Source organism: Stappia stellulata DSM 5886 (assembly GCF_000423705.1).
GTDB lineage: Bacteria > Pseudomonadota > Alphaproteobacteria > Rhizobiales > Stappiaceae > Stappia > Stappia stellulata.
In genome coordinates this window covers 764,059-786,544 of sequence record NZ_AUIM01000004.1, presented here as the reverse complement: position 1 = coordinate 786,544, position 22,486 = coordinate 764,059, and the positions used below count along the sequence as shown (strand labels likewise).

Sequence of the window (22,486 nt, the reverse complement as noted above, 5' to 3'; positions counted from 1 at the left end):
GGTCTAGCTACCCACATTCCAGTGGATCGGGATCATCGGGTCGAACACCGTCACCTCGTCCTCGCCGACCGCGACCTTGTCGGGGAATACAACCGGTTCGTCCTGGCGCGTGAGGGTGATGGTGGCCTCATTCACGGGCAGGCCGTAAAACGCCGGACCGTTGAGCGAGGCGAAGGCCTCCAGCTTGTCCAGCGCGTTTTCCTGTTCGAAGACCTCGGCCAGACAGGCCATCGTGTTGATGGAGGTGAAGATCCCGGCGCAGCCACAGGCGGACAGCTTCAGCGGATCGAGATGGGGCGCGGAATCGGTTCCCAGGAAGAAACGGGGATCTCCCGATGTCGCGGCGGCACGCAGCGCCAGACGGTGCGTCTCGCGCTTGGCGACGGGCAGGCAGTAGTAGTGCGGCCTGATGCCGCCCGCCAGAATGGCGTTGCGGTTGATCATCAGGTGATGGGTGGTGATCGTCGCCCCGACGTTCTTGTCCTGCGCCTTGACATAGTCGACGCCGTTTTCCGTCGTCACATGCTCCAGCACGACGCGCAGCTCCGGCAGCCTTTCGCGCAAGGGCGCGAGAACCGTCTCAAGGAACACGGCCTCCCGGTCGAAGATGTCGATCTCCGGGTCCGTCACTTCGCCATGAACGCAAAGCGGCAGTCCGATCTCGGCCATTTTCTCCAGAACGGAATGGACCCTGGTAAGATCGCGCACGCCGCTTTCGGAATTCGTCGTCGCGCCGGCGGGGTAGAGCTTCACCGCCGAGATCAGCCCGTCGCGAAAGCCGGCTTCCACATCCGCCGGATCGGTCGTCTCGGTCAGATAGAGCGTCATCAGCGGCGTGAAGGCGTCGCCATCCGGCAGGGCCTTGAGAATGCGGTCGCGGTAGGATGCGGCCTGCGCCGTGGTGACGACCGGCGGCACCAGGTTGGGCATGATGATGGCGCGGGCGAAGTCGCGGGAGGTGTGGGGGAGGACACCTTCCAGTACGTCGCCGTCGCGCAGGTGCAGGTGCCAGTCGTCCGGGCGGCGAATCGTAAGTGTGGTCATGCTTGCTCCTCGAGATATGCGGAGAAGATATCGCATGCCGCGAGGAAGTCCGAAACGTCCATCGCTTCATCGGGGTTGTGCGAACCGTTGCGGTTGCGCACGAAGACCATTCCCGCCGGAACGCCGGCGGCGGAAAACACCGCCGCGTCGTGACCGCCGCCGCTCGGCATGACGAAGGGCTCCAGGCCGGTGCGTCCCATGGCGTCGCGCAGATCGGATACCACGGAGGCGTCGCAGATCGCCGGGGCAGAATACATGCCCTCATCGAGTTCGAAGCGGACCTTGCGGTCCTTCTCGATCTGCTTCATCTCGGTCGCGACGAGGCTGCGCATCTCGTCCAGCGTCTCCGCGCTCTGGCTGCGGATATCGAGGCTGAAGGTGAGCCGGTCGGGAATGCGCGACAGCGCGTTTGTTTCCCGGTCTGTGGACACCATGCCGCTGGTCAGTACCAGATCGGCGCCCTTGTTCAGAATCGTCGTCCAGCTCTCGTCGAGCCGCACCATCAGATCGGCGAAGGCAAGCACCGGATCGCGCCGGTAGGCCTTCGGCACGGCGCCGGAATGCCCGGCCTCGCCGATGCAGTCGATCGCGCGATGGCGGAAGTTTCCGCGGATCCCGGAGACGATGGCGGCGGGAAGGTTCTTGCCGATCAAGAGCGGACCCTGCTCGATATGCAGTTCCAGATAGGCCTCGATCCGGCTGCAGTCGATCAGCGGTTCGCGATCGGCAATACGCTCTGTCGGAAGGCCGATCTCGCCCATGTGATCGGCCAGCGTGCGACCGTCGCCCTTGTGGCGCGCCTTTGCCTCCGTTTCCGTCAGTTGCCCGGTCAAGACCTTGGAGCCGATGTAGCAGGGGCCGAACCAGGCGCTTTCCTCGCCGCGCATGGCGAGCACGTGAACAGGCCGGCGGAAGGATTTTCCGGCGCGCCGCGCGCGCACCAGGCACATCAGCCCCGCGATCACACCGGCGAGACCGTCGTAATTGCCGCCGAAGGGGACGCTGTCGACATGCGAACCGATGACGATGAAGCGCTCCGCGTCGCGGTCCTGCGGCAGGCAGAAATTCGCGTTGCAGCCGTCGTCGTACCAGACGTCCAGTCCTTCCGAGCGGGCGAAATCTTCCAGATAGGCAAGCGTCTTCGTCTCGACGTCGGAAAACGCCGGGCGGCTGACGCCCTCGACATCCGGTGTCATTTCGGCGATTTCGCGAAACAGGCGCGAGGCGAGGGCGTGGTCGTCCTCTTGCGAGGCGGCGGACTGGGGCTTTCCTGCAAGGGTCATTGTGCCACCGCAATCGCTGAGGTCTCGATATCCTGCTCGCCGTCGATCACCGAGCCGATCAGTTCGGAAACGGACGCAATGCCCTGCGCGGCAAGCCAGGCTTCGAGGTCGTGAAGGATGGTGAGCATTGCGGTCGGATGAATGAAGGTCGCCGTTCCGACTTGAACCGCGGTGGCGCCGGCAATCAGGTATTCGATCACGTCCTCGGCGGTGGAAATGCCGCCGCAGCCGATCACCGGAATGCTGGCGGCCCGGGCGCACTGATAGGCCATGCGCAGGGCGATGGGCTTCAGCGCCGGACCCGACAGGCCGCCCATCAGGTTGCCGAGCCTGGGCTGGCGGGTGTGGATGTCGATGGCCATCGACAGGATGGTGTTGGAGACGACGAGCGCGTCCGCGCCACCCTCTTCGGCGGCCCGCGCCACTTCGGCGACCTCGCCGGTGTTCGGTGTCAACTTCGCCCACAGCGGCAAGGGGCTTGCGGCGCGCAGGCGCTGCATGATCTCGAAGGTCGAGGACGGGCGGATGGCAAACGCCTTGCCGTCTTCCTCGATGTTCGGGCAGGAGATGTTGACCTCGATGGCGTCGACACCCTCCACGCTGACCTCCTGGCACAGCGTCGCGAATTCGTCCGCCGTGTTGCCGGAGATGCTGACAACCAGCGGGGTTTCATAGCGCTTGAAGAAGGGCACGACCTTTTCGAGAAAGGCGCCGACGCCCTTGCTCGGAATGCCGATGGAATTGAGCATCGAGCCGTTGACCTCGCAGACGCGCGGGGTCGGATTGCCGTCCCGCCAGTCCCGCGTGATCGTCTTGGTGACATGCGCGCCAAGCTGCTCGAGGTCGAAGACCTCGGCCAGTTCTTCCGAGAAGGTGCCGGAGGCCGGCATGATCGGGTTCTTGAGCTTCAACCCGGCAATATCGACTGTGAGATCTACCATGCGATGGCCTCTGCCATATCGAAAACGGGTCCTTCGCGGCAGACCCTCAGATTGACGACCTTGTCGTCCCGGTTGAACTTGCGCACGCAGCACTGGCACATGCCGACGCCGCAGGCCATTTGCTGCTCAAGCGCCACCTGGCCCGGAATGCCGTGGGCCTCGCCGAGCTTTTGCAGCAGGCGCAGGATGCGGTTCGACCCGCAGGTGTAGAAGGCATCCGCCCGTCCGTCGGCGATCAGCTTCTCCACAACGACCTCGAGGTTTTCCGGCGTCGAGGTTCCTTCCGCATCGGTCAGCGCGATCACCCTGGCGCCCAGCCCCTCGAAGAGGTCGATGGACATCAGGTAGTCGGGATGGCGTGCGCTGCAGATCGCCGTCAGCCGGCGACCGAGACGCTTGGCCTCCAGCGCCAGAGGGGCGAGTGTCGCAAGCCCCACGCCACGGGCGACGAGAACCAGATTTTTCCAGTCATCCTCGATGGTGAAGGGCGTTCCCAGCGGTCCGAAGACGGTGAGACTGTCGTTTTCCCCAAGCGTCGCCATTGCGCGGGTTCCCGCGCCGCCGACCTTGTAGAGGAAATGCAGCTCGTTCTTCTCCGGATAGAAGCCGTAGATGCTCATCGGGCGGCGCAGGTAGGGACTTTCGCCCCCGGCCTGCGGGCACAGGATATTGAAGAACTGACCGGCCTTGCACTGCTCCAGAAGGTGCGTGGGCGCGTCCAGAACCATCATCCGGTATTCGCCGTTGACCGCGATATTGCTCTTGACCCGAAGATCGAGGTCGAAGGCGCTCGGCGCGTCCGCCCCTGCGGTTACGTGGGGTGTTTGCAGCATAGCACTCATCCGAACACGAGCCGGGGCAGGAACGTCGAGATATCCGGCACATAGGTGATGATCGCCAGGACGATCAGATTGGCGATGATGAAGGGCCACAGTCCCGAGATGATGGTCAGGACCGGCTTCGACAGCGTCGAGGACGCGACGAAGATATCGAGGCCGAAGGGCGGCGTGATCATACCGATGGAGATGTTCAGCGTGACGACCATGCCGAAGTGGACGGGGTCGATGCCGAGCGCCATGGCGACCGGGAAGAGGGGGGGGACCAGGATCAGCAGCGCGGAGTTCGGGTCGATGAACATGCCGGCGATCAGGAAGCAGACGTTGACGATCAAAAGGAACATCACCGGCCCGGCGTGGATTGCCTCCAGGAAGTTGGTGATTGCGGTCGGCACCTGCGCCAGCGTGATGAAATAGGACAGCAGGCTGCCCATCGCGAGCAGGATGAAGATGATCGCGGTGGAGATCGCGGCGCGTTCCGTCACATCGAAGAGCTTGCGCCATGTCAGCTCGCGAAACACCAGTCCTTCGACGAGAATGGCATAGATGACGCTGACGGCGGCTGCTTCTGTGGGGGTGAAGTAGCCGCTGTAGATGCCGCCCAGGATGATGAACGGCATGCCGAGCGCCCAGCCGGACTGGCGGATGGCGACGAGGCGCTCGCGCCAGCTGGTGCGCGGGTTGCGCGCCACGCCGCTGCGGCGGGCCTCGATGGCCGCCATGACCGCAAAGGCAACCCCCAGCACGAGACCGACGGCAAGTCCGCCGACGAACAGCTTGGCGACGGAGGTCCCGGTCATCCAGCCATAGATGATGAAGGTGATGGAAGGCGGGATGAGCAGGGCCGTCTCCGCACTGGAGACGATGAGGCCGAGCGAGAAGCGGTCGCTGAAACCGGCCTTGCGCAATTCCGGGTAGACCATGCGCGCCATGGCCGCGACGGTCGCCGGCGCGGAGCCGGAAACGGACCCGAAGGCCATGGAACCGCCAATGGTGGTGTAGCCCATGCCGCCGCGCAGGTGACCGATCAACGTCTTGACCAGTCCGGTCAGCCGGCTTGCGATCTGTCCGGCGCCCATCAGCTCCGCGGCCAGGATGAAGAAGGGGATCGCCAGAAGCGTGGTGTGATTGATGCCACCCAGGATCTTCTGTGCGAGAACGGGATCGGGAAGGCTTCCGTAGAAGAATTCCTTGATCATGAGCGCGGGAATGCCAAGCACGAGAAACATCTCGAACCCGAGAACGAGCAGCAGAACCGCGGCGAAGATGACGAGTGCGATAAGGATCATAGTTCCTCCGACGCCTGTTCGGCGAAACGATCGATGCGGCCGAAAAAGCTGAGCGCGTAACGCAGGGCCATGAGGGCAAAGCCGATGGTGGGCGCGAGATAGATCCAGAAAACGGGAACGTTCAGGGTCGGGCTCTTCTGACCCATGCCGTAGACAAAGGCTGTCATCTGGTAGCTGAGGTAGACGAGATAGACGCAGAAGACGAAGCCGACCATGTCGATCGCCTTGCGCAAGGGCAGGCCGGTGGTCCGTGCGATGCGGTCGCGCCAGGTGTGAACGCCGGCATGGCGGCCCTTTTCCAGCGCAAGCCCGACCGTGAAGAACACGAGGAACAGGCTCATCAGCCGAACCGCCTCTTCCACCCAGGCGAAATCCGACGCAAAGGTGCCCCCGACCTGGCGCGCCAGGACATTCGAGAAGTAAAGGGCGACCATTGACAGGAAGATGGAGACAGCGGCGATACGCTCAGCCGTTCTTATGACGGTCAGGATCTTCAAGGGACTGTCCTTGCATTGTGGGTCCCGGTGCCGGGCCCTTGTCCAGGGCCCGACAGGGGAGCGTCCGATGCCGCGATGCGGCACCGGACCGGGACTTACTTGGCCGTTGCGGCTTCGTATTCCTTTTCGTAGACGGTGATCAGCTCTTCGCCTTCCTCGCCGGCGCGCTCCAGATAGGCAGCGCGGCCGGCCGGATACATCACCTCGCGGAAGGCCGCCTTTTCCTCGTCGCTCATCTCGCGGATCTCGATATCGGACGTCTTGATTTCCTCAAGAGCGGCGTCGACAGCGGCACCCTTGTGCGCAATCAGGTCCGGGACGACTTCCTCGAAGGCGGCGACGATCGTGTCCTTGTGCTCCTGCGGCAGGCTCGACCACCAGGCCGGATTGAACAGGATCACGTCTTCCATCGCGCCGTGGTTGGAGACAACGAGGTGCTTCTGCACTTCGTGGAACTTCATGCGCTGGATGGTGTCGAGCGGGTTTTCCTCGCCATCGACGACGCCAGTCTGAAGGGCGGTGTAGAGTTCGCCGAAGGGCAGGGCGATCGCCGATGCGCCGAGCGAATTGAACTGCTCGATCAGGATGTTGGAATCCATCACGCGGAACTTCTGACCCGAGAAGTCGTCAAGGCTGGCAAGCGGCTTGGAGGAGGTGAAGTTCTTGCGCCCGTTCGGCCACAGGCCGATGCAGGTCACGCCGCGCTCGTTGAAGGAGGCGCAGAGTGCATCTCCGAAGGCGCCGCCGCGGATCTCCTGAGCGACGGTTTCGTCGTTCGGCAGCAGGAAGGGAATGTCGAGAATGGACACCGCCGGGTTGAAGCCGCCGAGGAATGCTGCCGGAGCGACCGTGCCTTCCAGCGAGCCGAGCTGGACGCCTTCGGTCATTTCACGCTGCGAGCCGAGCTGGCCCTGCGGGAAGATCTGGAATTCGACGGCGCCGTCGGTGCGTTCCGCGACGAGTTCTGCAACCTTTTCCAGGTGGACGTGCCGTGACTGTTGCGCTGATTCCAGGTGACCGATCTTCGCGGTGAAGTCGGCGGCGTAAGCATTGGACGCACCGGATACGGTGGCGGCGACAAGCAGGCAAGAGGCCGATAAGTTACGAATGCGCGTGTTCATTGTTACCCTCTCTGGAGTTTTACATCCGGAAAGACGTGAGGTTAGGAGCGGACATTTTTTCTGTCAACGACAAATCTCAAAATTGAGACGATGGGTCTTTAAGTCTAATAATTTGTACGCTACGTCTGTTCGGATGTCGGTTGCGTTGACAAGGCCGGGCTGTCGAGCCAATGGAAATTTCAGTGGAAGGAAAGAGGCGTGCCGGACGAGGAAACCATCAGCTTTTCCGATATTGGCGCGAGATTGAGAGCCCATCGCCTGGGCAAGGGCCTGTCGCCGGAAACGCTTGCCGAGAAGCTTGGAATGTCGCGCGCCGCGCTTTACCGGGCGGAAAAGGGTGAGATCCGCAAGATCGAGACGCTGACGAGCATTGCCTCGGAGCTGGGCGTGTCACTCGCCAGCCTGATGGGGGTCGGCGTCGAATATGTCAGCAGCGCGGTGGCGTTTTTCGAGCGCATGCGGCAGCTGGAACAGAATTGCGAGCAGATCATCGGCCTGTTCAGTCCGGTCTCCTATCTGCTGACCTCGGACGCCTATGACGACATGCTGCGCGAGGTGCTGCTGGAATCGGTCCCGGAAAGCGCGATGAGCGATGCGGCCGCAGCCGATCTCGTGGCCTCCCTGCTCGATATCCTGCGCGCCCGCAAAAGTGCCTTCCATCAGCGCCGTCCGCTGATCGTCAGCCTGATCGCCTCCGCCGATCTGGAGCGGTTTTTGCTGCACGGATTGATCGGGCGTCACGATCTGCCGTCCGACGTCGTCCGGGCGCGGCGGGAGCAGGCGCGCCGTGAGGCGGAATCGATTCTGGAGATGTTGCGGGAAGAGCCCATCGGCATCCAGATCGGGATCGTGCGCGAACCCGTCCCTGCCACGAGCTTCCAGATCTTCCGCCAGGACGGGCGCTCGCTGATGGCGATCAGCCCGTTCCGGCTTGGCGAGCAGCCCAACATCCGGCTGGGCGTTGCCTTGATCACCGGGGCGCAGGAAGCCATGACGCTGCATGAGGAGATCGCCAAGGGGCTTTGGCAGGATGCGCTCAAGGGCAAGGACGCGGCGGAATACCTGGAAGCGATGATCGAAAAATACGCGGTGTGAGGCGCTTGCGCCTGGCATGGCGCGCGCCGTTCGGCGGATCGGCAAAGCTGGAGTGTCGCATTGCAGCGCGGAAGCGCATCGCGCGGCTTTCCTTGCGAAAGGCCAATGCGGTCACGTGGCTGAAGGCTTTCGGGAAGCTTTGCTCTCGACCGGCGCGCGGCCGGGAGAGGTGTGGACCAGAAAGAAGAGTGGTACGCCCAACGGGACTCGAACCCGTGTTTCCGCCGTGAAAGGGCGGCGTCCTAGACCGCTAGACGATGGGCGCCCGGTCCGTTGATGTGGGCGGTTTATAGGCGGGTTTTTTTGGTCAGGCAAGGGGGTAGATGCATGGTAATCCACAGCCGTCTTCGCAGCCGCGAAAAACTGCGCATGACGAGGTCGAATGCCGCCGCCATGCGCGCGACCGCCGGAACCGCAAGGCCCGGCCGCCGGTCTTCGGCCTACCAGCTGCCGGTGTTCTCCATCGAGGCCCAGGGTTCCTTCGGCGCCTGCGCCTCGCCTTTTTGCAGCAATTCGATGGAAATGTTGTCGGGAGAGCGGATGAAGGCCATCCGCCCGTCGCGCGGCGGCCGGTTGATTGTCACGCCGGCGGCCTGGAGCTTTTCGCAAGTCGCGTAGATGTCGTCGACCTCATAGGCGAGGTGGCCGAAGTTGCGCCCGCTGTCATACTGTTCCGGATCCCAGTTGTAGGTCAGTTCCAGCGCCGGCGCGGAGCCTGCCTTCACCGCCGCCACGTCGTCGGGGGCTGCCAGGAAGATCAGGGTGAAGCGGCCGGCTTCGCTCTCGTGACGGCGCACTTCTTCGAGGCCGAAGATTTTGCAGTAGAATTCCAGCGATTTATCGACGTCGGCGACGCGAACCATGGTGTGAAGATAGCGCATGTGTGCCTCTTTTCTGGTGGCGTGTCTGGTGTTTGAATTGCCGTCGGGAGCGGGGTCCTGCAACGGGCCGGATGCCGGCGGCGTGTGCCCGAAACACTATGGAGTTGCGCGCCCAGATCAATGGCGGATCGTTTCGTGGCGACGGTTTTCGTGCCCATGCCGGGCTTTTTGGCAGGCAACTGCCAAGTCCGGCCTTTGCGAATCGATCAAAAGCGTTTCACACTCTTCCCTCGGGGCCATTGACACTTTTTCGCAATTAGGTGTGGTCCCGTCCGCGCGGGATGTTATCCTCAACAGGCGGAATCGTTGGTGTTGCGGTTCCCGCGAAGGCGTATCCAGCTTACGGCGTATCAGGGGCGTGGACTATGAAGGACATGGGATCAAAACACGCCATGGCGGTGCCGGACGGGACAGCAGAGGACCCCGGGGCCGACCTGGATGTGCTCGCCGGTTCGATCAAGTGGTTCGACGTCGCGAAGGGCTACGGCTTTATCGTTCCCGACAATGGCGCCCCCGACGTTCTCCTGCATGTGACCTGCCTGCGCCGCGACGGCTACCGCACGGCCTATGAGGGCGCGCGGATCGTTTGCGAGGTGACGCCGGGCACCCGCGGTCTTCAGGCCTTTCGCATCCTGTCGATGGACGAGAGCACGGCCGTTCACCCCTCGCAGCTTCCGCCCTCGCGCACCCATGTGCAGGTCGTCCCCGAAAGCGGATACGAGCGCGCCACGGTCAAATGGTTCAATCGCGTGAAGGGGTTCGGCTTCCTGACCCAGGGGGAGGGCACGGAGGATATCTTCGTGCACATGGAAACCCTGCGCCGCTTCGGCATTACCGAATTGCGGCCCGGTCAGACCGTGATGGTCCGTTTCGGGCAGGGCCCCAAGGGCCGCATGGCCGCCGAAATCCGCCCGGACGGCGAGGGCGTGCATATTCCGTCGTCGCACTGATGCTTTCCCATGCCGCACCGGGCAAGCTCCGGGGAATCGTGTCTCTGGTGATGTCCGTCTTTCTGGCGGCCTGTCTTTTCGGAGCGCTTTTCCTCGTTCTTCCCTATGGCGGCCTGCGCGCGGACGGGACGCGGATCGAGACGGTCCTGGAGTTGCCGCGCGAGCCGTTGTTCGTTGTCTCCGCCTCCGGTCGTCACCGCTTCGAGGTGGAAATCGCCGAAACGCCGCAGGCGCGGGCGCGCGGGCTGATGTACCGCGAAGCGCTGGCATCCGACGCGGGCATGCTGTTCGACTTCCAGGAGGAACGCGAGGTTGCCTTCTGGATGAAGAACACCTTGATTCCGCTCGACATGATCTTCATCGAGGCATCGGGGCGGATTGCCCATATCGCGCGCGAAACCGAGCCGCTGTCGGAGGAACTCGTTCCCTCGCGTGCGGTGGTGCGGTTCGTGCTCGAGGTGCCTGGCGGAACGGCGGCAAGACTGGGCATCGTTCCCGGTGACGTCGTCCAGAGCGATGTGATTTCCGCGGCGGGAAACCCCGGTTAGTTCCGTTGGCCGGGCCGGGCACCCTTTGCTCCACTCTTTTTCGAATTTGCTTATTTCTTTTGTCGGTTGTCAGAACCGGATGGTTTATGTGTTAATACCCTGAAGATGCTGCTGCACCTTAGGTTGTTTTCTGTTTTCAACTAACCTTCCTGGGTGGTCAATCATGGTTGTTTGTTCGAAAGGGTCGGACGAATGTCGAAAGTGACTTCTGCTACTGCGTCCGGCTTTAATATCGAACTCGATGACACGGGCTTTTTTCAGGGAATGATCGGAACGCTGGCCGGCACTCTCGAGGAAGTCGTGGGCCTTGAGGATGCCGCCTCTTTTGTCGGGGTCGTCGGTGGCAAGATCGGTGATGATCTCGCTTCGCAATATGTCTCCGAATTGCAGGGCAAGCCGCCAAGCGCGGAGGCGATCGGTGCGATTCTGGTCGACATGAAAGCGCGGATCGGAGGGGGGTTCCGGGTCGAGTCGGCCGATGGAGAGGAGATCGTCCTGGTCAACTCCCGCTGTCCCTTTGCCGAGCAGGTCAAGGGCCGCCCGTCCTTGTGCATGATGACCACGAATGTCTTCGGGCGCATTGTCGCGACAGCCAACGGATATGCGCATGTCGAGATCGAGGAGGCCATCGCGACCGGGCATGCGGGCTGTCGGGTGCGCATCCTTCTGTCGCCTGGGGAAAACCTGAATGGTTACGAGTTCTATCCCTGAAGCGCAGCTTCTGTTGCGCGGGCTGACAATTGCGATCGAGAACATGCCGAAGGCCACTTTCGTCGTCGACGAGGATGGCGGCCTCTGGCTTTCCAACCGCATGGCACAGCGCCAGTACGGTAGCTTGGTCCGGGACGACTTCCTGGTGCTTTTTTCCGAGAAACCGGAGCGTGCGCGTGCGCGCCTTTCGCGGGCGTTCAAGTCGTCCACCCCGGTTTTCATCGGGCTGGAGGGGGTGTCGGGCGACAGGATGACGTTTTCCGGCTGGCGACTTTCGGAGATCCCGGGGCTGGGCCGGCCGCTCGCGATTCTCCAGCTGGATCAATCGAAGTCGCTCGTCGGGAAGTTTCTGTCAGCCACCGAGGACGCGATGCGCACCAATCGCCGCCTGGCCGACAGTCTGGCGCAACAGCAGGACCTTCGTCACGAGGCGGCCCGGCTCAAGCGGCTGAACGAGACCGACCCGATGACGGGGTTGCTCAATCCGGTTGCCTTTCGCCATCAGGCGGAGCGGTTGCTCGCGGACGTGCCCGTGCGCATCGCGGAAGCGGCCTTTATCTATATCGATCTCGATAACTTCAAATGGGTCAACGACACATTCGGCCATCAGGCCGGCGACGCGGTGATCCGCTCGACGGCGCGCGTGTTGCACAGGACCATCCGCGAAGGCGACATTGCCGGACGTCTCGGCGGGGATGAATTCATGGTGGCCTTGCGGAACGCGAACCTGGAGGCGGCCGCCACGATCGCCCGGCGCATTGCCACCGGGATCTCGAGGCCACTGTCCTGGTCGTCCCCCGGACAAGGCGCCGTGAGTACAATCAAGCCGGTGGCCTCCTTCGGGATTTCCTCTGCCACGGATGCAACCTCGACGCTTGAAGCTCTCCAGCACGAAGCGGAGGAAGCGATGTATCTGGCGAAGCGGCACAAGCGCCGCGCCGGCTAGGGCGTCGACCCGTGAATGGCGCTGGCGTGATGTTGGAACCGGAAAAAGGCCGCCAGGAGCAGGCAACGCAGCGGCCTGGCCGGGACGCTCCCCCGCGCTGATCCGGGCAGGGGGAGCGATCTGCATTTCCAGCTTGACGGAGTGGTCCGAACACCGATACACGGCAGACCGGACGGGGTATAGCGCAGCCTGGTAGCGCATCTGCTTTGGGAGCAGAGGGTCGCAAGTTCGAATCTTGCTGCCCCGACCATTTCATCAGGACATCTTTCCGTTTATCCAAGGCCTTCAGGGTCTTGCACGCGACATTTGGCCTGCCGCGCAGGGCCTTCGTGTGTGCCGGTTGTCTGGCCTGCGGGCCCGTTTCAGCACGTTTCCAGCGTCTGCATGTATGCGTGGGCGCCTTCCATGATCCGTCGACCCGTCGGCGTATAGTCCGCATGAGCGGAAAGCACCGCATGGCCGTCCAGGAAGCCCTTGCGGCTTTGCCGGGCAAGGGCGATCGCCTCCGTGCGCGCGTCTTGCGTGATCCCCGGCGCATCGGTCAATTCGCGCATCGCGAAATGCATGCGGGCGAGGACGAAGGTGGCATGATAGATGCCGTCGAGCGGGCGCGGGTCGGCACGCAACGGCGACGCATAGCGTGCGTCCGCACCGTTGTGCAGGTAGAATTCCACCGGCGACATGGCGAAAAGCGTGCCGTGCGCGGCTTCGTGGACAAGCGTTTCGGCGAGCGCCGCCGGGCTGCGGCTGCGTGACATGTTGATCAGCACCGTTCCCCAGCGCTTCAGGCTGCTGGCACCGTCGAATTCCAGGTCGTTGACGGCCTCGCCATGCGCGGGAACGATCTCCGAAACCAGGGTTTCCATTTCGCTGTAACTCGTCGGTGCATGGTCGCGCAGGAGGGCGAGACTTGCCCGCAGTTCGACAAGGGCCGCATCGCAAGGGGGGCCGGTCAGATGCGAAAGCTGGCTGTCGTGGAGCGAGTCGGAGACGAACTGGCGGCGAAAGGCGGCTTCTTCCTCCTCGGTGAAGCCCTCACGGTTCAGCGGACGCAACTGCAGCGCGGGCGGCGCGGTTTCCGGCGCCCGCGTCGTCAGCTCGTCGATCGCGCGTTGCAGCGCGGGCAGGTCCTGCGCGGCAACCGCATCGACCGCGTCGAAATAGTGACCGAACAGGGCAGGGGCGACGCGCAACGGCCGGTCAAGTTGCGCGAGTAGCGCATCGGCCCGGGTGGGGTCGAAGTCGACATGGCCGCTGCATCGCTCGAAGAGATGCGCCAGGCTCTCCCGGAACCGGCCGTTCAGCGCGCCCAGGTGGCGCAATGCGGCGTCTTTTCCAGGAAGAAAGCAGGAAGCGGACATCAGGGAATCCTGGATGGGAAAGGGGCGGCCGGACATGCATGAGGCCCGGCGCAAGCGGACGAAAAAGGCGCCGGATCTTCATCCGCCGCCTTTCGATATCGATCGGTCCGCGTGAAAACCGGCGGGGCGATCAGCCCCCGTTCTGAGCGCCGACGGGCTTGCCGGAACCGACCATCTGCGGGTTGGCGATCCGCGCGCCCAGGGTCTTGCTGTCGTCGAGCGCAACCGCATCGATGTGCGAAGGACCCGTCGGCTTGGCCGATCCGACCATCTGTTCGTTGGACAGGCAATTGCCCAGAACTTTGGACGGAGAAATGGAAACAGGAAAGGACATGATCACCACCTTGTTGAAATTGATAAAAATGCGTATCACAACGTATGTGTGCATTCAATTGCCTGCTGCCGTCCTCACCTGCCGTAGCAGCTCTTTTTCGATTTCACGGGAGGCTGTCGCTTCGTTGCATGATACACTTCATTACCACAGCGGAACACGCCTATACGTTGAAAGGCATTCGCAAGTCGCCGTATCGCACGTTCGACGTGACGGGACGAAGCTACGACTGGCTGTTCCGCCAGAGCACGATTTCGACCGGCGCCTGCGTCTTCACGGACCTCGACCGGCTGCGCTATTTCGAACTCGCCGAGGCTGCAACGGTGTGCCGCAGGCTGCGGGAGGCCGGCGTGCGGGTGTTCAACGATCCCGCCCGCGTGCTGCTGCGCTACGACCTGCTGAGTCGTTTGCGGGCGCTGGGCATAAACGACTACCGGGTTTATCCTGCGGCGCAGCGTCCGCGTCCGGAGCGCTTCCCCGTCTTCCTGAAGTGCGAGGAGGGGCACAGCCAGCATTTCTTCGACGTGCTGGAGGATCAGTCGGCCCTCGACGCCTGTCTCGACAAGCTCCGGGACGAAGGCGTGCCGCTGACGCGTGTCCTCGTGACCGAATTCGCCAACACGCCACTGCGCGACGGGGTCTACCGGCGTCACACGATCTATCGGGTGGGGTCGGCAATGCTGCCCGGGAACACGGTGCTGGAAGACAGTCCTTTTGTGAAATATGGCCGACGCGGTCTCGCCACCGACGCGGAGTTCGAGGAGATCATTGCCGAAATGGCGGCCAATCCGCATGCCGAACTGCTGCGGCCGGCGTTCGAGGCCGCAGGCGTCGACTACGGCCGCGCGGATTTCGGTTTTCGTGACGGGCGGCTCGCGGTCTATGAAATCAACACCAATCCCTCGATCGGGTTGAAGGCGGGGGCCAGGCACGCGGATTTCAACGCGGCGGTGGATCGCGGGATGCGGGCCTTCATCGAGGCGCTCGGCGGCGTTGCGGGACCCCGGATCCGGGCGCGCATTGCACCCTCGCGGTGGCATGCGGCCCGGTTGCGCCCGGTCTTCGGGTTGCGCCTGCCGCAGCCGTAAGGACGCGCCGGACGGAGGAGCGCGGGTGTGCGGAGCGGGTTGTCTGCAGCGTGCCATTGACTTCGCGCCGTCTGGACGGAATAAACGGAACGAACCTTGTCCCGTCGGGGACAGGCCAAGCTCATGTTGACGGAACACGCCCGATGGTCGCACGCATTTACTCGCCGGCAAAGACGGCAACCCAGTCCGGACGCGGCAATGCCCAGGAATGGATCCTTGAGTTCGTGCCGGAAACCGCACGCTCGATCGAACCGCTGATGGGCTACACGTCGTCCTCGGACATGAAGCAGCAGGTGCGCCTCACGTTCGAAACGCAGGACGAGGCGGTCGCCTATGCCAAGCGCAACGGCCTTGCCTATCGTGTCGAGGAGCAGAAGACCCGTCGTGTTCCGAGGCTCACCTATTCGGACAATTTCCGCTACGACCGGTTCATGCCCTGGACGCATTGAGCGGGCCGCGCGGTCCAATGGGATCGCGCATGCGGCTCCCGCGGCCCGTGCCTCAATGACTTCAGTCCAAGTGGCCCCGTAGCTCAGTGGATAGAGCACCGGCCTTCTAAGCCGATGGTCGCAGGTTCGAATCCTGCCGGGGTCGCCATTCTTTTCAATGCCTTGAGCTGGTTTCGTCATCACCCTGGCGAGGCCCTTGACGGTTGTCGCCGCCGGGCGGATCAATCCGCGGGCGCGCTGTGCAGATAGTCTTCCGTCACCGCCACATCGGTTGTCGGTCGGCCAAACAGGTATCCTTGCGCGAAGTCGCAGCCGTGGTGCTGCAGGAAGCTGCGCTGTTTTTGCGTCTCGACGCCCTCAGCGACCACATCGAGGCCGAGCGATTGCGCCAGGCTGATGATGGAGCGCACGATCACCGCGTCATCGGCATTTTCGGTGCAGTCGCGGATGAAGGACTGGTCGATCTTGAGGCGGTGCACCTGCAGGCGTCGCAGGTGGATCAGCGACGCATATCCCGTTCCGAAATCGTCGAGCGCGATGCGCACGCCAAGGGCGTGAAGCTCCTGGACCGTGCGTGCGATCTGGTCGGCCCAGCGTCCGAAGATAACCGTTTCCGTAACCTCGATTTCCAGATCCTGCGGCGCAAGGCCGTGTCGGGAGAGGGCGTCGCCGACCGTGCAGGCGAAGTCGGGATCGCGCAACTGTTGTGCCGAGACGTTCACCGAAAGAAGGCCGGGGGGCGTTCCTTGTTCGCGCAGCGCGGCGACACGCGACAGCGCCTTGTTGAACACCAGCCCACCCAGGGCGGATGCAAGGCCGGTGTCTTCCGCCAGGGGAATGAACTCGGACGGTGGAATGGCCTTTCCCTGGTGGGTCCAGCGGGCAAGCGCCTCGAACCCGCGGTGGCTGGCGCTTTGCGTCTCGACGATGGGCTGGAAGGCGACATCCGGGTCGCCGCAACCGATCGCGGTTCGCAGCGCTTCGGCGAGTGTCCGGTTGCGGGCCCGCACGGCGCTGTGCTCGGGCGAGAAAAAGACATGCGTCTGCCGGCCGGCGGCCTTGGCTTCGAACAATGCGATGTCGGCATGTTTCAGCACTTCGCTCGGCGTGTCGCCGTCGCGCGGGAAAAGGGCCGCGCCGATCGACAGGCCGATGGCGATCTGGCGTCCGTCGACCGTAACGTCGTCGCACAGCTTGTGCGTCAGGCGCTCGATGACGGTCGTGATCGCTGCTTCGTCGGGGGCATGATCGAGAAGCAGCGCGAATTCGTCGCCGCCAAGGCGAGCCACAACGTCGTTCTCGGTGGTGCAGCCGCACAGGCGCTCGGCGATCGTTGTGAGCACGCGGTCGCCGACTTCATGGCCGAGCGTGTCGTTGATATCCTTGAAGTGATCGAGATCGATGAGAATGAGCGCGCCCGTGCCGGCGGTGTTCTGCTGGATATCCAGGGCCGCCTGCAGCCGGGTTCGCAGAACGCCCCGGTTGGCAAGACCCGTAAGGTCGTCCTGTTCCGCGAGGCGGCGGATCTCCACATCCTTCGCCTTTTGCTCGCTGACATCGAAGATGACGCTGTGCCAGAGCGTATCGCCATTGGCGAGGCGCCGCGGCTGGCCGCGGCCTTCCAGCCATTTCAGTTTTCCGGAAGGCGTCCTGATCCGCCACGTGTGAAGCCAGGGCTCCAGGGATCTGGAGGAGTTCGCCACGGACCGCTGCATGTCCGCAAGGTCCTCGTCGAACACCATCCGCCAGATCGTGTTTGCATCGATGACGGTTTCTTCCGGCGTGATCTCCCAAAGATCCAGGCATCCCTGGCTCATGTCCATGATTTGGTCGGTTCCGTCGGCACGGATGCAATAGCGGAAGATCGCGCCGGGCGTGTTCTCCGCAAGTGCCCGGTAGCGGATTTCGCTTGCCTGAAGGTCGTGGAATGCCCGGATCTGCTCCGTCACATCGGTGATCGTGATGCTCCAGGTCTCGGCAGAGGGAATGTCCCGGCGCGGCATGCCGCGTCCCACGACCCATTTGTGGCCGCCTCTGGAGTTTGCGATCCGAAACGTGCCGCTCCATTCGCGACCTTCCCGGCCGGCCCGACGCAGGGTGGCGAGCATCTGCCGCTCGTCGTCTGGATGAATGCGTTTCCAGAGCCTGTCCAGCTGCCCGTCGATCTCGGCCTGCGTGAGGCCCCAGATCGCCTCGCAACTCTCGCTGATGAAGTCGATGGAGAAATTGTCCGCGGACGTGCGTGAAACCCGCATCACGACAAAGGAAGGCGCATTGGCGAGCAGAAAGCGGGCTTCCCCTCCAACGGCGAAATAGGCCATGGGATCGTCTGTTCGAGCGTCCGCGGAGGCTTGCGCGCTGCTCGATTCGTTTTCACGAAGAACCGGGGCTCCTCCGGAAACCAGGCCTGCTCGTGATCCGGGCCTGTTCTTGTCATTTTGCGACATGCATACTCGATGGTTCTGGTAAACCGCAGATTTGACAGGGGTTTTGGTATTATAGAGCGTATGATCCAAAAGGATATTGGTATAAATTCCCCTAATCGCCCGTCGGTTGCATGACGGCCTTTCGTCGTGTTTTTCCGGACATTGCCGGCGCTTGCGCGTGGCGATCGACAGCGCCCCCGATAGGACCGAAGGCGCCCGTCTCGGTTCTGGCGGGTGTATGACGGATTGCTACCAACTCACGCCCTCGTCGGAAAAGAAGGGGAACGGGCCGGGAAACGCTTCCACAAAGGCCAGATGCGTGACGACGCCGCCCTCCGGGGTGTGGTGATGGAGGAAGAACCCGGGCGGTTCCATGATGAATTTGCCGGCTTCGCTGTCGGCGATGTCGAGATGCACCTGATGGCCGGTGCTGGGGGCCAGTGTCATCACGGTTCCGCCGACGGAGGCGACGATGGTGCGGTGGATATGACCGCACATCACCCGCTCGACGTGCGGGTGCCTGCGCAGGATCTGTGCAAGCTCGCCGGAATCCTTCAGTCCAATGCGGTCCATATGGGCAATGCCGGTCGCCGCCGGCGGGTGATGCACGGCGATGAGGGTCGGCCGGTCGCTGTCGCCGAGCGTGCGATCCAGCCAGGCGCGCTGCGCTTCGCCAAGCTTGCCGTGGGGCTTGCCGGGCACGGAACTGTCGAGGGCGACGAGCCGCACGTCGCCGATGTCGACGGCATAGTGGATCTTGTCGGCACTGCCCCGGTCGAGCGGGCCGAGCTCGCTGAGCAGTTCGCGCATCATCGCGGGCGAATCGTGATTGCCCGGGATCACGAAGACGGGGGCCTTGATTCTGCCCAGAAGCCGCTGGACGCCGGCGTATTCCCGCTCGTCGGGCGCGTCCGCGAGGTCGCCGGTCACCACCACGGCATCGGGCTGGGGATCGAGCGCGTTCAGCGCGGCGATCGCGCGTTCCGCCAGCATGTTCGTTTCGCTGACACGATAGCAGGCGAGGCCTCGGGGGCGGATGTGGAGGTCCGTGATCTGCGCAATCAGGGTCATTCAGGTGCTCCGTGGTGCGTCGGGGAGGGCCGCTCGTGACTGCCTGAAGGCTAGCGCCCGCGCGCGGCGATGGCGAGAGAGTTGCGCGTGAACGGTTTCCCTTTTGCGCGCGCTCATGTAGGAAGCGCGCGGGGGGCCGGACCGCGCGGGGGCGCGGTTGCCATTACCAGTCGGTCGCATAGGCTTTACGACAATGAGCGAAACATCCGCCGGGCGGGCAACGGAAGGCTTCGGGACTGCCGGCGTGCGCTGGTTGCGCGTCATCGGCCGGCGGGGCCTTGCCCCGCTTGTCCTGCTGCTTCTGGGGCTCGTCTTCTTCGCGCCGGGGCTCACGCAGGTGCCGCCGCTCGACCGCGACGAACCGCGCTTTGCCCAGGCCACCAAGCAGATGGTGGAAAGCCGCGACTTCATCGACATCCGGTTCCAGGAGACGGCGCGCCACAAGAAGCCGGTGGGCATCTACTGGCTGCAGTCGGCGGTCGTGGAGGCGAGCGGTCTGGGCCGCGATGCGCCGATCTGGGTGTATCGGCTTCCCTCGCAGCTGGGCGCGCTGCTTGCCGTTTTGCTGACCTACTGGTGCGTGCGCGCCTTCGCCGCGCCCGGCGTTGCCTTTGTCGCCGGCGCGCTTGTCGCAGCGTCGCTGATCGTCGGCGTCGAGGCGCGTCTGGCCAAGACGGATGCGATGCTGCTCGCCAGCATTCTCGCAGCGCAAGGGGCGCTGGCACGGATCTGGCTGGAACGCGCGGCCCTCAGGGGGCATCCGCTTCTTGCCGCCCTTTTCTGGGGCGCGCTTGGCGTCTCGGTGCTCATCAAGGGCCCGGTCGGACCGCTCGTGGTCGGCCTTACCGTGGTGCTTCTGTCGGCCGTGACGCGCGACTTCGGGTGGATCAGGCTGCTTTATCCCTTGCGCGGTATCGCCGCGTTCCTGCTTCTGGTGCTGCCGTGGTTCGTGGCGATCTATCTCCAGACCGACGGCGCCTTTTTCGCCGAGGCGATCGGCAAGGATCTGCTGGGCAAGGTCGCGACCGGACAGGAAAGCCATGGCGCGCCGCCGCTCACCCATCTGGCCGCGGCACTTGGCACCTTCTGGCCGTTGTCGGCCTTCATGGTTCTGGCCCTGCCGGGGCTGATTGCCGCGCGCCGCGCCCCGGCCGTGATCTTCGCGCTGTGCTGGATCGCGCCGACCTGGGTGATCTTCGAGTTCACCGCGACGAAACTGCCGCATTACACCCTGCCGTTGCTTCCCGGCGTCGCGCTGCTTGCCGCCGTGCTGTTGTCGCGCCAGGACGAACCGCCGTCGAAGGGATGGCGTTATGCCGCCGCCGGCCTGTTGTTCGTTCCCGTCGCCGGGGTCGCGGCGGCCAATTTCATCGCAGGCCCGATCGTCGGCGCCTGGCCCTCGCCGCCGGGCGCGGTGATTGCCGCGCTGGCGCTGGCGCCGGGCATCACGGCGATGCGGCACATGGCGCGCGGGGCGGCCCTGCGCGCGCTGCCGACGACGCTGCTCGCCGGGTTTCTGCTGATCGTCGCCACCTGGGGCTTCACTTTGCCGGCGCTGTCGCCGATCTGGGTCAGCCCCCGGCTGGCCGATGCGGTCGCGCAGGAGGCAACCTGTCCCGCGCCGCGTGTCGCCAATGTCGGCTTCAACGAGCCGAGCTACATCTTCCTGCAGGGCACCGACACCCTGCCGACCTCGGCGCAGGGCGCGGCGCGGTTTCTGGTGGAGGCGGACGGAGAAGCCGACGGGGGATGCCGGATCGCCGTTGTCGATACGCGGCATGAGGCCGATTTTCTGTCGGCCCTGGCGGCGCTTGGCGTCACCCGCGACAAGAGCTCCGTGCGGGTCACGGGGCTGAACATCAACGGTGGCGACGAAATGGATATCGGCCTCTACAGCGCACAGGAGACGGGGCGTGAGTGACGACAACGTAAATTCCCAGGCCCCGGCGCCCGCGACCGGGGGGCGGATCCGGGGTGCCCTTGACCGGGCGCGCGCCAATGCGGTCGCGATCCGCGCGCTTCTGGCCGGGCGCGAGCACCGGGTTGCCGCGCAGCGCCTGCCGCTGCCGCCGGGCCACCGGCCGCAGGACATTCTGGCTGTGCTGCTGCTGACGGTCGGCATCGCGGTGATCGTGCTGGATATTCCGACCTACCCCTGGCTGCGCTCGCTGCCGCAGCAATACAAGAACGCCTTCATCGCCATCACCGATCTCGGCAAGGGGCACTGGATCCTCTGGACGACCGGCATCTACTGTCTTGCAACGCTTGCGCTCGACTGGGATCGCCTGACCTGGCGGGTGCGCATGGCGCTGTCCAGCTTGTGGACCTTTTGTGCCTATATCTTCGTGGTCGTGGCTTCGAGTGGCGTCATCGTTCTCTTCCTCAAGTGGGTGCTGGGGCGGGCGCGTCCGAAGCTTTACGAGCAGGTCGGGCCGGTACACTTCGATTTCCTGGCGCTGAAGGGCGCCTACACCAGCTTCCCCTCCGGCCACTCCACCACGATTGCCGCGCTGGCAACCTCGCTTGCGCTGATCTTTCCGACCTACCGCTGGCTGATCGTCGTGTGCGGGTTCTGGATCGCGTTCAGCCGCATCATGGTCGGCGCGCATTATCCGAGCGACGTGATCGCCGGAACGCTGCTTGGCCTGAGCGTCGGCGTTGTCGCCGCGCGCTGGATGGCGCACCGGCGCATCGGGTTCCGTTTCAACCGGCTCGGCGCGATCACCCCGATCATGGGGCGCGTCAGCTTTCGCGCGAGCGTTCGTGCACTGTGGCGCGCCGCGACGGGGGCGCGTGCCTTCACCAGGCCGGTGGCCACCGAAATGCGTGACGCCGGAGACGCATCGTGAGCGCGGAAGCGGCCGCCGGCGTGCTGGAGGTCTCCGTGATCGTGCCTGCCAAGGACGAGCGCGAGAACCTGGAGGGCCTGATCGGGGAGATCGCCGCGGCCCTTTCCGGGAGGGCCTTCGAGATCGTCGTGGTTGACGACGGGTCCGGCGACGGCAGTGCGGACATGCTCGCCGCGCGGGCGCGTGAGCTGCCGTTCCTGCGCGCGTTGCGCCATGCCACTGCCTGCGGGCAGAGCGCGTCGGTCCGCTCCGGGCTCTACGCCGCGCGCGGCACGGTGGTGGTGACCATCGACGGCGACGGTGAAAACGACCCGGCCTATATCCCCGCACTTCTCGCCGCGCTCGAGGCCGCCGGGCCGTCGGTGGCGCTGGCGGCCGGGCAGCGCACCGGCCGCAAGGCGAGCGCCGCCAAGCGATTGGCCTCGCGCTTTGCCAACCGGCTGCGCGGCTGGATGCTCAAGGATCAGACGCGCGATTCGGGCTGCGGGCTGAAGGCCCTGCGGCGGGACGTCTTTCTGCGCCTGCCGTATTTCGACAGCTGGCACCGGTTCCTGCCCGCGCTCGTGCTCCGGGAGGGCTATGGCGTTACCCATGTCGACATCGTCGACCGGCAGCGTCGTCACGGTGCGTCCAAATACGGGATTTTCGACCGGGCGCTCGTCGGGATTCTGGATCTTTTCGGCGTGTGGTGGCTGCGCCGTCGGCGCAAGCGTATCCCGCAGGTCTCCAACATCGCCGGAGTGCCGGCCGACGTGGCGAAGGAGTAGCG

The 22,486-nt window shown here is 64.2% G+C and carries 22 protein-coding genes and 3 tRNA genes; 12 read left to right on the top strand and 13 right to left on the bottom strand.

Features of this window, described 5'->3' with window-relative positions; genetic code table 11:
• Nucleotides 1-3: 3 nt before the first annotated feature.
• The 7 genes from pyrC to G572_RS0103835 all read right to left on the bottom strand — a co-directional run bounded on the left by pyrC (nt 4) and on the right by G572_RS0103835 (nt 7,011).
• Nucleotides 4-1,044 carry a dihydroorotase gene (gene pyrC, locus G572_RS0103865; protein ID WP_029057352.1) on the bottom strand — a complete coding sequence of 347 codons (1,041 nt, stop codon included), beginning with the start codon at nt 1,042-1,044 and terminating at the stop codon, nt 4-6.
• On the bottom strand, nt 1,041-2,327 hold the full coding sequence (locus G572_RS22385; protein WP_051241560.1) for a Zn-dependent hydrolase: 1,287 nt from the start codon (nt 2,325-2,327) through the stop codon (nt 1,041-1,043). Before G572_RS22385 ends, pyrC begins: the two co-directional genes overlap by 4 nt.
• Nucleotides 2,324-3,268, bottom strand: a complete 945-nt coding sequence (locus tag G572_RS0103855; protein ID WP_029057351.1) for a dihydroorotate dehydrogenase — start codon at nt 3,266-3,268, stop codon at nt 2,324-2,326. The genes G572_RS22385 and G572_RS0103855 overlap by 4 nt, the downstream gene beginning before the upstream one ends.
• Nucleotides 3,262-4,101 carry a dihydroorotate dehydrogenase electron transfer subunit gene (locus G572_RS0103850; protein ID WP_029057350.1) on the bottom strand — a complete coding sequence of 280 codons (840 nt, stop codon included), beginning with the start codon at nt 4,099-4,101 and terminating at the stop codon, nt 3,262-3,264. Before G572_RS0103850 ends, G572_RS0103855 begins: the two co-directional genes overlap by 7 nt.
• Before the next feature lie 5 nt (nt 4,102-4,106).
• On the bottom strand, nt 4,107-5,393 hold the full coding sequence (locus G572_RS0103845) for a TRAP transporter large permease (RefSeq protein ID WP_029057349.1): 1,287 nt from the start codon (nt 5,391-5,393) through the stop codon (nt 4,107-4,109).
• Complete coding sequence (locus G572_RS0103840) at nt 5,390-5,890, bottom strand: TRAP transporter small permease (RefSeq protein ID WP_029057348.1); 501 nt, start codon at nt 5,888-5,890, stop codon at nt 5,390-5,392. Before G572_RS0103840 ends, G572_RS0103845 begins: the two co-directional genes overlap by 4 nt.
• Before the next feature lie 95 nt (nt 5,891-5,985).
• Nucleotides 5,986-7,011: a TRAP transporter substrate-binding protein gene (locus tag G572_RS0103835; RefSeq protein ID WP_029057347.1), complete on the bottom strand. Its 1,026-nt coding sequence runs from the start codon at nt 7,009-7,011 to the stop codon at nt 5,986-5,988.
• A 198-nt stretch (nt 7,012-7,209) separates the two neighbouring features.
• On the opposite strand from G572_RS0103835, the gene G572_RS22380 reads away from it, so the two are divergent.
• Nucleotides 7,210-8,106 carry a helix-turn-helix domain-containing protein gene (locus G572_RS22380; RefSeq protein ID WP_051241556.1) on the top strand — a complete coding sequence of 299 codons (897 nt, stop codon included), beginning with the start codon at nt 7,210-7,212 and terminating at the stop codon, nt 8,104-8,106.
• Nucleotides 8,107-8,295: 189 nt separating this feature from the next.
• Here the strand turns inward: G572_RS22380 and G572_RS0103815 are convergent.
• Both G572_RS0103815 and gloA read right to left on the bottom strand, forming a co-directional pair.
• A tRNA-Glu gene (locus G572_RS0103815) sits at nt 8,296-8,371 on the bottom strand.
• 175 nt (nt 8,372-8,546) lie between these two features.
• Nucleotides 8,547-8,987 (bottom strand): lactoylglutathione lyase, encoded by a 441-nt coding sequence (gene gloA / locus G572_RS0103810; protein WP_029057344.1) that lies wholly within the window; start codon nt 8,985-8,987, stop codon nt 8,547-8,549.
• A gap of 392 nt (nt 8,988-9,379) precedes the next feature.
• Here gloA and G572_RS0103805 point away from each other — a divergent pair, with 392 nt between their 5' ends.
• From G572_RS0103805 to G572_RS0103785, 5 genes are all read left to right on the top strand, one after another.
• Nucleotides 9,380-9,937: a cold-shock protein gene (locus G572_RS0103805; RefSeq protein ID WP_245566156.1), complete on the top strand. Its 558-nt coding sequence runs from the start codon at nt 9,380-9,382 to the stop codon at nt 9,935-9,937.
• Nucleotides 9,937-10,485 carry a DUF192 domain-containing protein gene (locus tag G572_RS22375; RefSeq protein WP_208979010.1) on the top strand — a complete coding sequence of 183 codons (549 nt, stop codon included), beginning with the start codon at nt 9,937-9,939 and terminating at the stop codon, nt 10,483-10,485. Before G572_RS0103805 ends, G572_RS22375 begins: the two co-directional genes overlap by 1 nt.
• A gap of 192 nt (nt 10,486-10,677) precedes the next feature.
• The gene (locus G572_RS0103795) at nt 10,678-11,196 is read left to right on the top strand and encodes a methanogen output domain 1-containing protein (RefSeq protein WP_029057342.1); all 519 of its coding nucleotides are present in this window, start codon (nt 10,678-10,680) and stop codon (nt 11,194-11,196) included.
• A complete protein-coding gene (locus tag G572_RS25320) occupies nt 11,174-12,142 on the top strand; it encodes a GGDEF domain-containing protein (protein ID WP_084649855.1) in 969 nt (322 codons plus the stop codon). The genes G572_RS0103795 and G572_RS25320 overlap by 23 nt, the downstream gene beginning before the upstream one ends.
• A gap of 173 nt (nt 12,143-12,315) precedes the next feature.
• A tRNA-Pro gene (locus G572_RS0103785) sits at nt 12,316-12,392 on the top strand.
• A 112-nt stretch (nt 12,393-12,504) separates the two neighbouring features.
• Here the strand turns inward: G572_RS0103785 and G572_RS0103780 are convergent.
• Both G572_RS0103780 and G572_RS0103770 read right to left on the bottom strand, forming a co-directional pair.
• Nucleotides 12,505-13,503: an aKG-HExxH-type peptide beta-hydroxylase gene (locus G572_RS0103780; RefSeq protein WP_169391281.1), complete on the bottom strand. Its 999-nt coding sequence runs from the start codon at nt 13,501-13,503 to the stop codon at nt 12,505-12,507.
• Nucleotides 13,504-13,633: 130 nt separating this feature from the next.
• Nucleotides 13,634-13,837 (bottom strand): hypothetical protein, encoded by a 204-nt coding sequence (locus G572_RS0103770; protein ID WP_156884465.1) that lies wholly within the window; start codon nt 13,835-13,837, stop codon nt 13,634-13,636.
• A 128-nt stretch (nt 13,838-13,965) separates the two neighbouring features.
• Here G572_RS0103770 and G572_RS22365 point away from each other — a divergent pair, with 128 nt between their 5' ends.
• The 3 genes from G572_RS22365 (at nt 13,966) to G572_RS0103755 (ending at nt 15,519) form a co-directional block, all read left to right on the top strand.
• The gene (locus G572_RS22365) at nt 13,966-14,922 is read left to right on the top strand and encodes a hypothetical protein (protein WP_051241550.1); all 957 of its coding nucleotides are present in this window, start codon (nt 13,966-13,968) and stop codon (nt 14,920-14,922) included.
• Nucleotides 14,923-15,065: 143 nt separating this feature from the next.
• Nucleotides 15,066-15,371, top strand: coding sequence for an ETC complex I subunit (locus G572_RS0103760; protein WP_029057339.1), 306 nt, complete (start codon nt 15,066-15,068; stop codon nt 15,369-15,371).
• A gap of 72 nt (nt 15,372-15,443) precedes the next feature.
• A tRNA-Arg gene (locus G572_RS0103755) sits at nt 15,444-15,519 on the top strand.
• Nucleotides 15,520-15,592: 73 nt separating this feature from the next.
• Here G572_RS0103755 and G572_RS25315 read toward each other — a convergent pair.
• Nucleotides 15,593-17,692 (bottom strand): putative bifunctional diguanylate cyclase/phosphodiesterase, encoded by a 2,100-nt coding sequence (locus G572_RS25315; RefSeq protein WP_051241548.1) that lies wholly within the window; start codon nt 17,690-17,692, stop codon nt 15,593-15,595.
• A 354-nt stretch (nt 17,693-18,046) separates the two neighbouring features.
• Nucleotides 18,047-18,868: a phosphodiesterase gene (locus tag G572_RS0103745; RefSeq protein WP_029057338.1), complete on the bottom strand. Its 822-nt coding sequence runs from the start codon at nt 18,866-18,868 to the stop codon at nt 18,047-18,049.
• 193 nt (nt 18,869-19,061) lie between these two features.
• On the opposite strand from G572_RS0103745, the gene G572_RS0103740 reads away from it, so the two are divergent.
• Genes G572_RS0103740 through G572_RS22350 form a run of 3 tightly spaced genes read left to right on the top strand, consistent with a single transcriptional unit; the run spans nt 19,062 to nt 22,484 of the window.
• A complete protein-coding gene (locus G572_RS0103740; protein ID WP_037545238.1) occupies nt 19,062-20,789 on the top strand; it encodes an ArnT family glycosyltransferase in 1,728 nt (575 codons plus the stop codon).
• Nucleotides 20,782-21,717: a phosphatase PAP2 family protein gene (locus G572_RS22355; protein ID WP_051241546.1), complete on the top strand. Its 936-nt coding sequence runs from the start codon at nt 20,782-20,784 to the stop codon at nt 21,715-21,717. Before G572_RS0103740 ends, G572_RS22355 begins: the two co-directional genes overlap by 8 nt.
• Complete coding sequence (locus G572_RS22350) at nt 21,714-22,484, top strand: glycosyltransferase family 2 protein (protein ID WP_037545236.1); 771 nt, start codon at nt 21,714-21,716, stop codon at nt 22,482-22,484. Before G572_RS22355 ends, G572_RS22350 begins: the two co-directional genes overlap by 4 nt.
• Nucleotides 22,485-22,486: the final 2 nt, after the last annotated feature.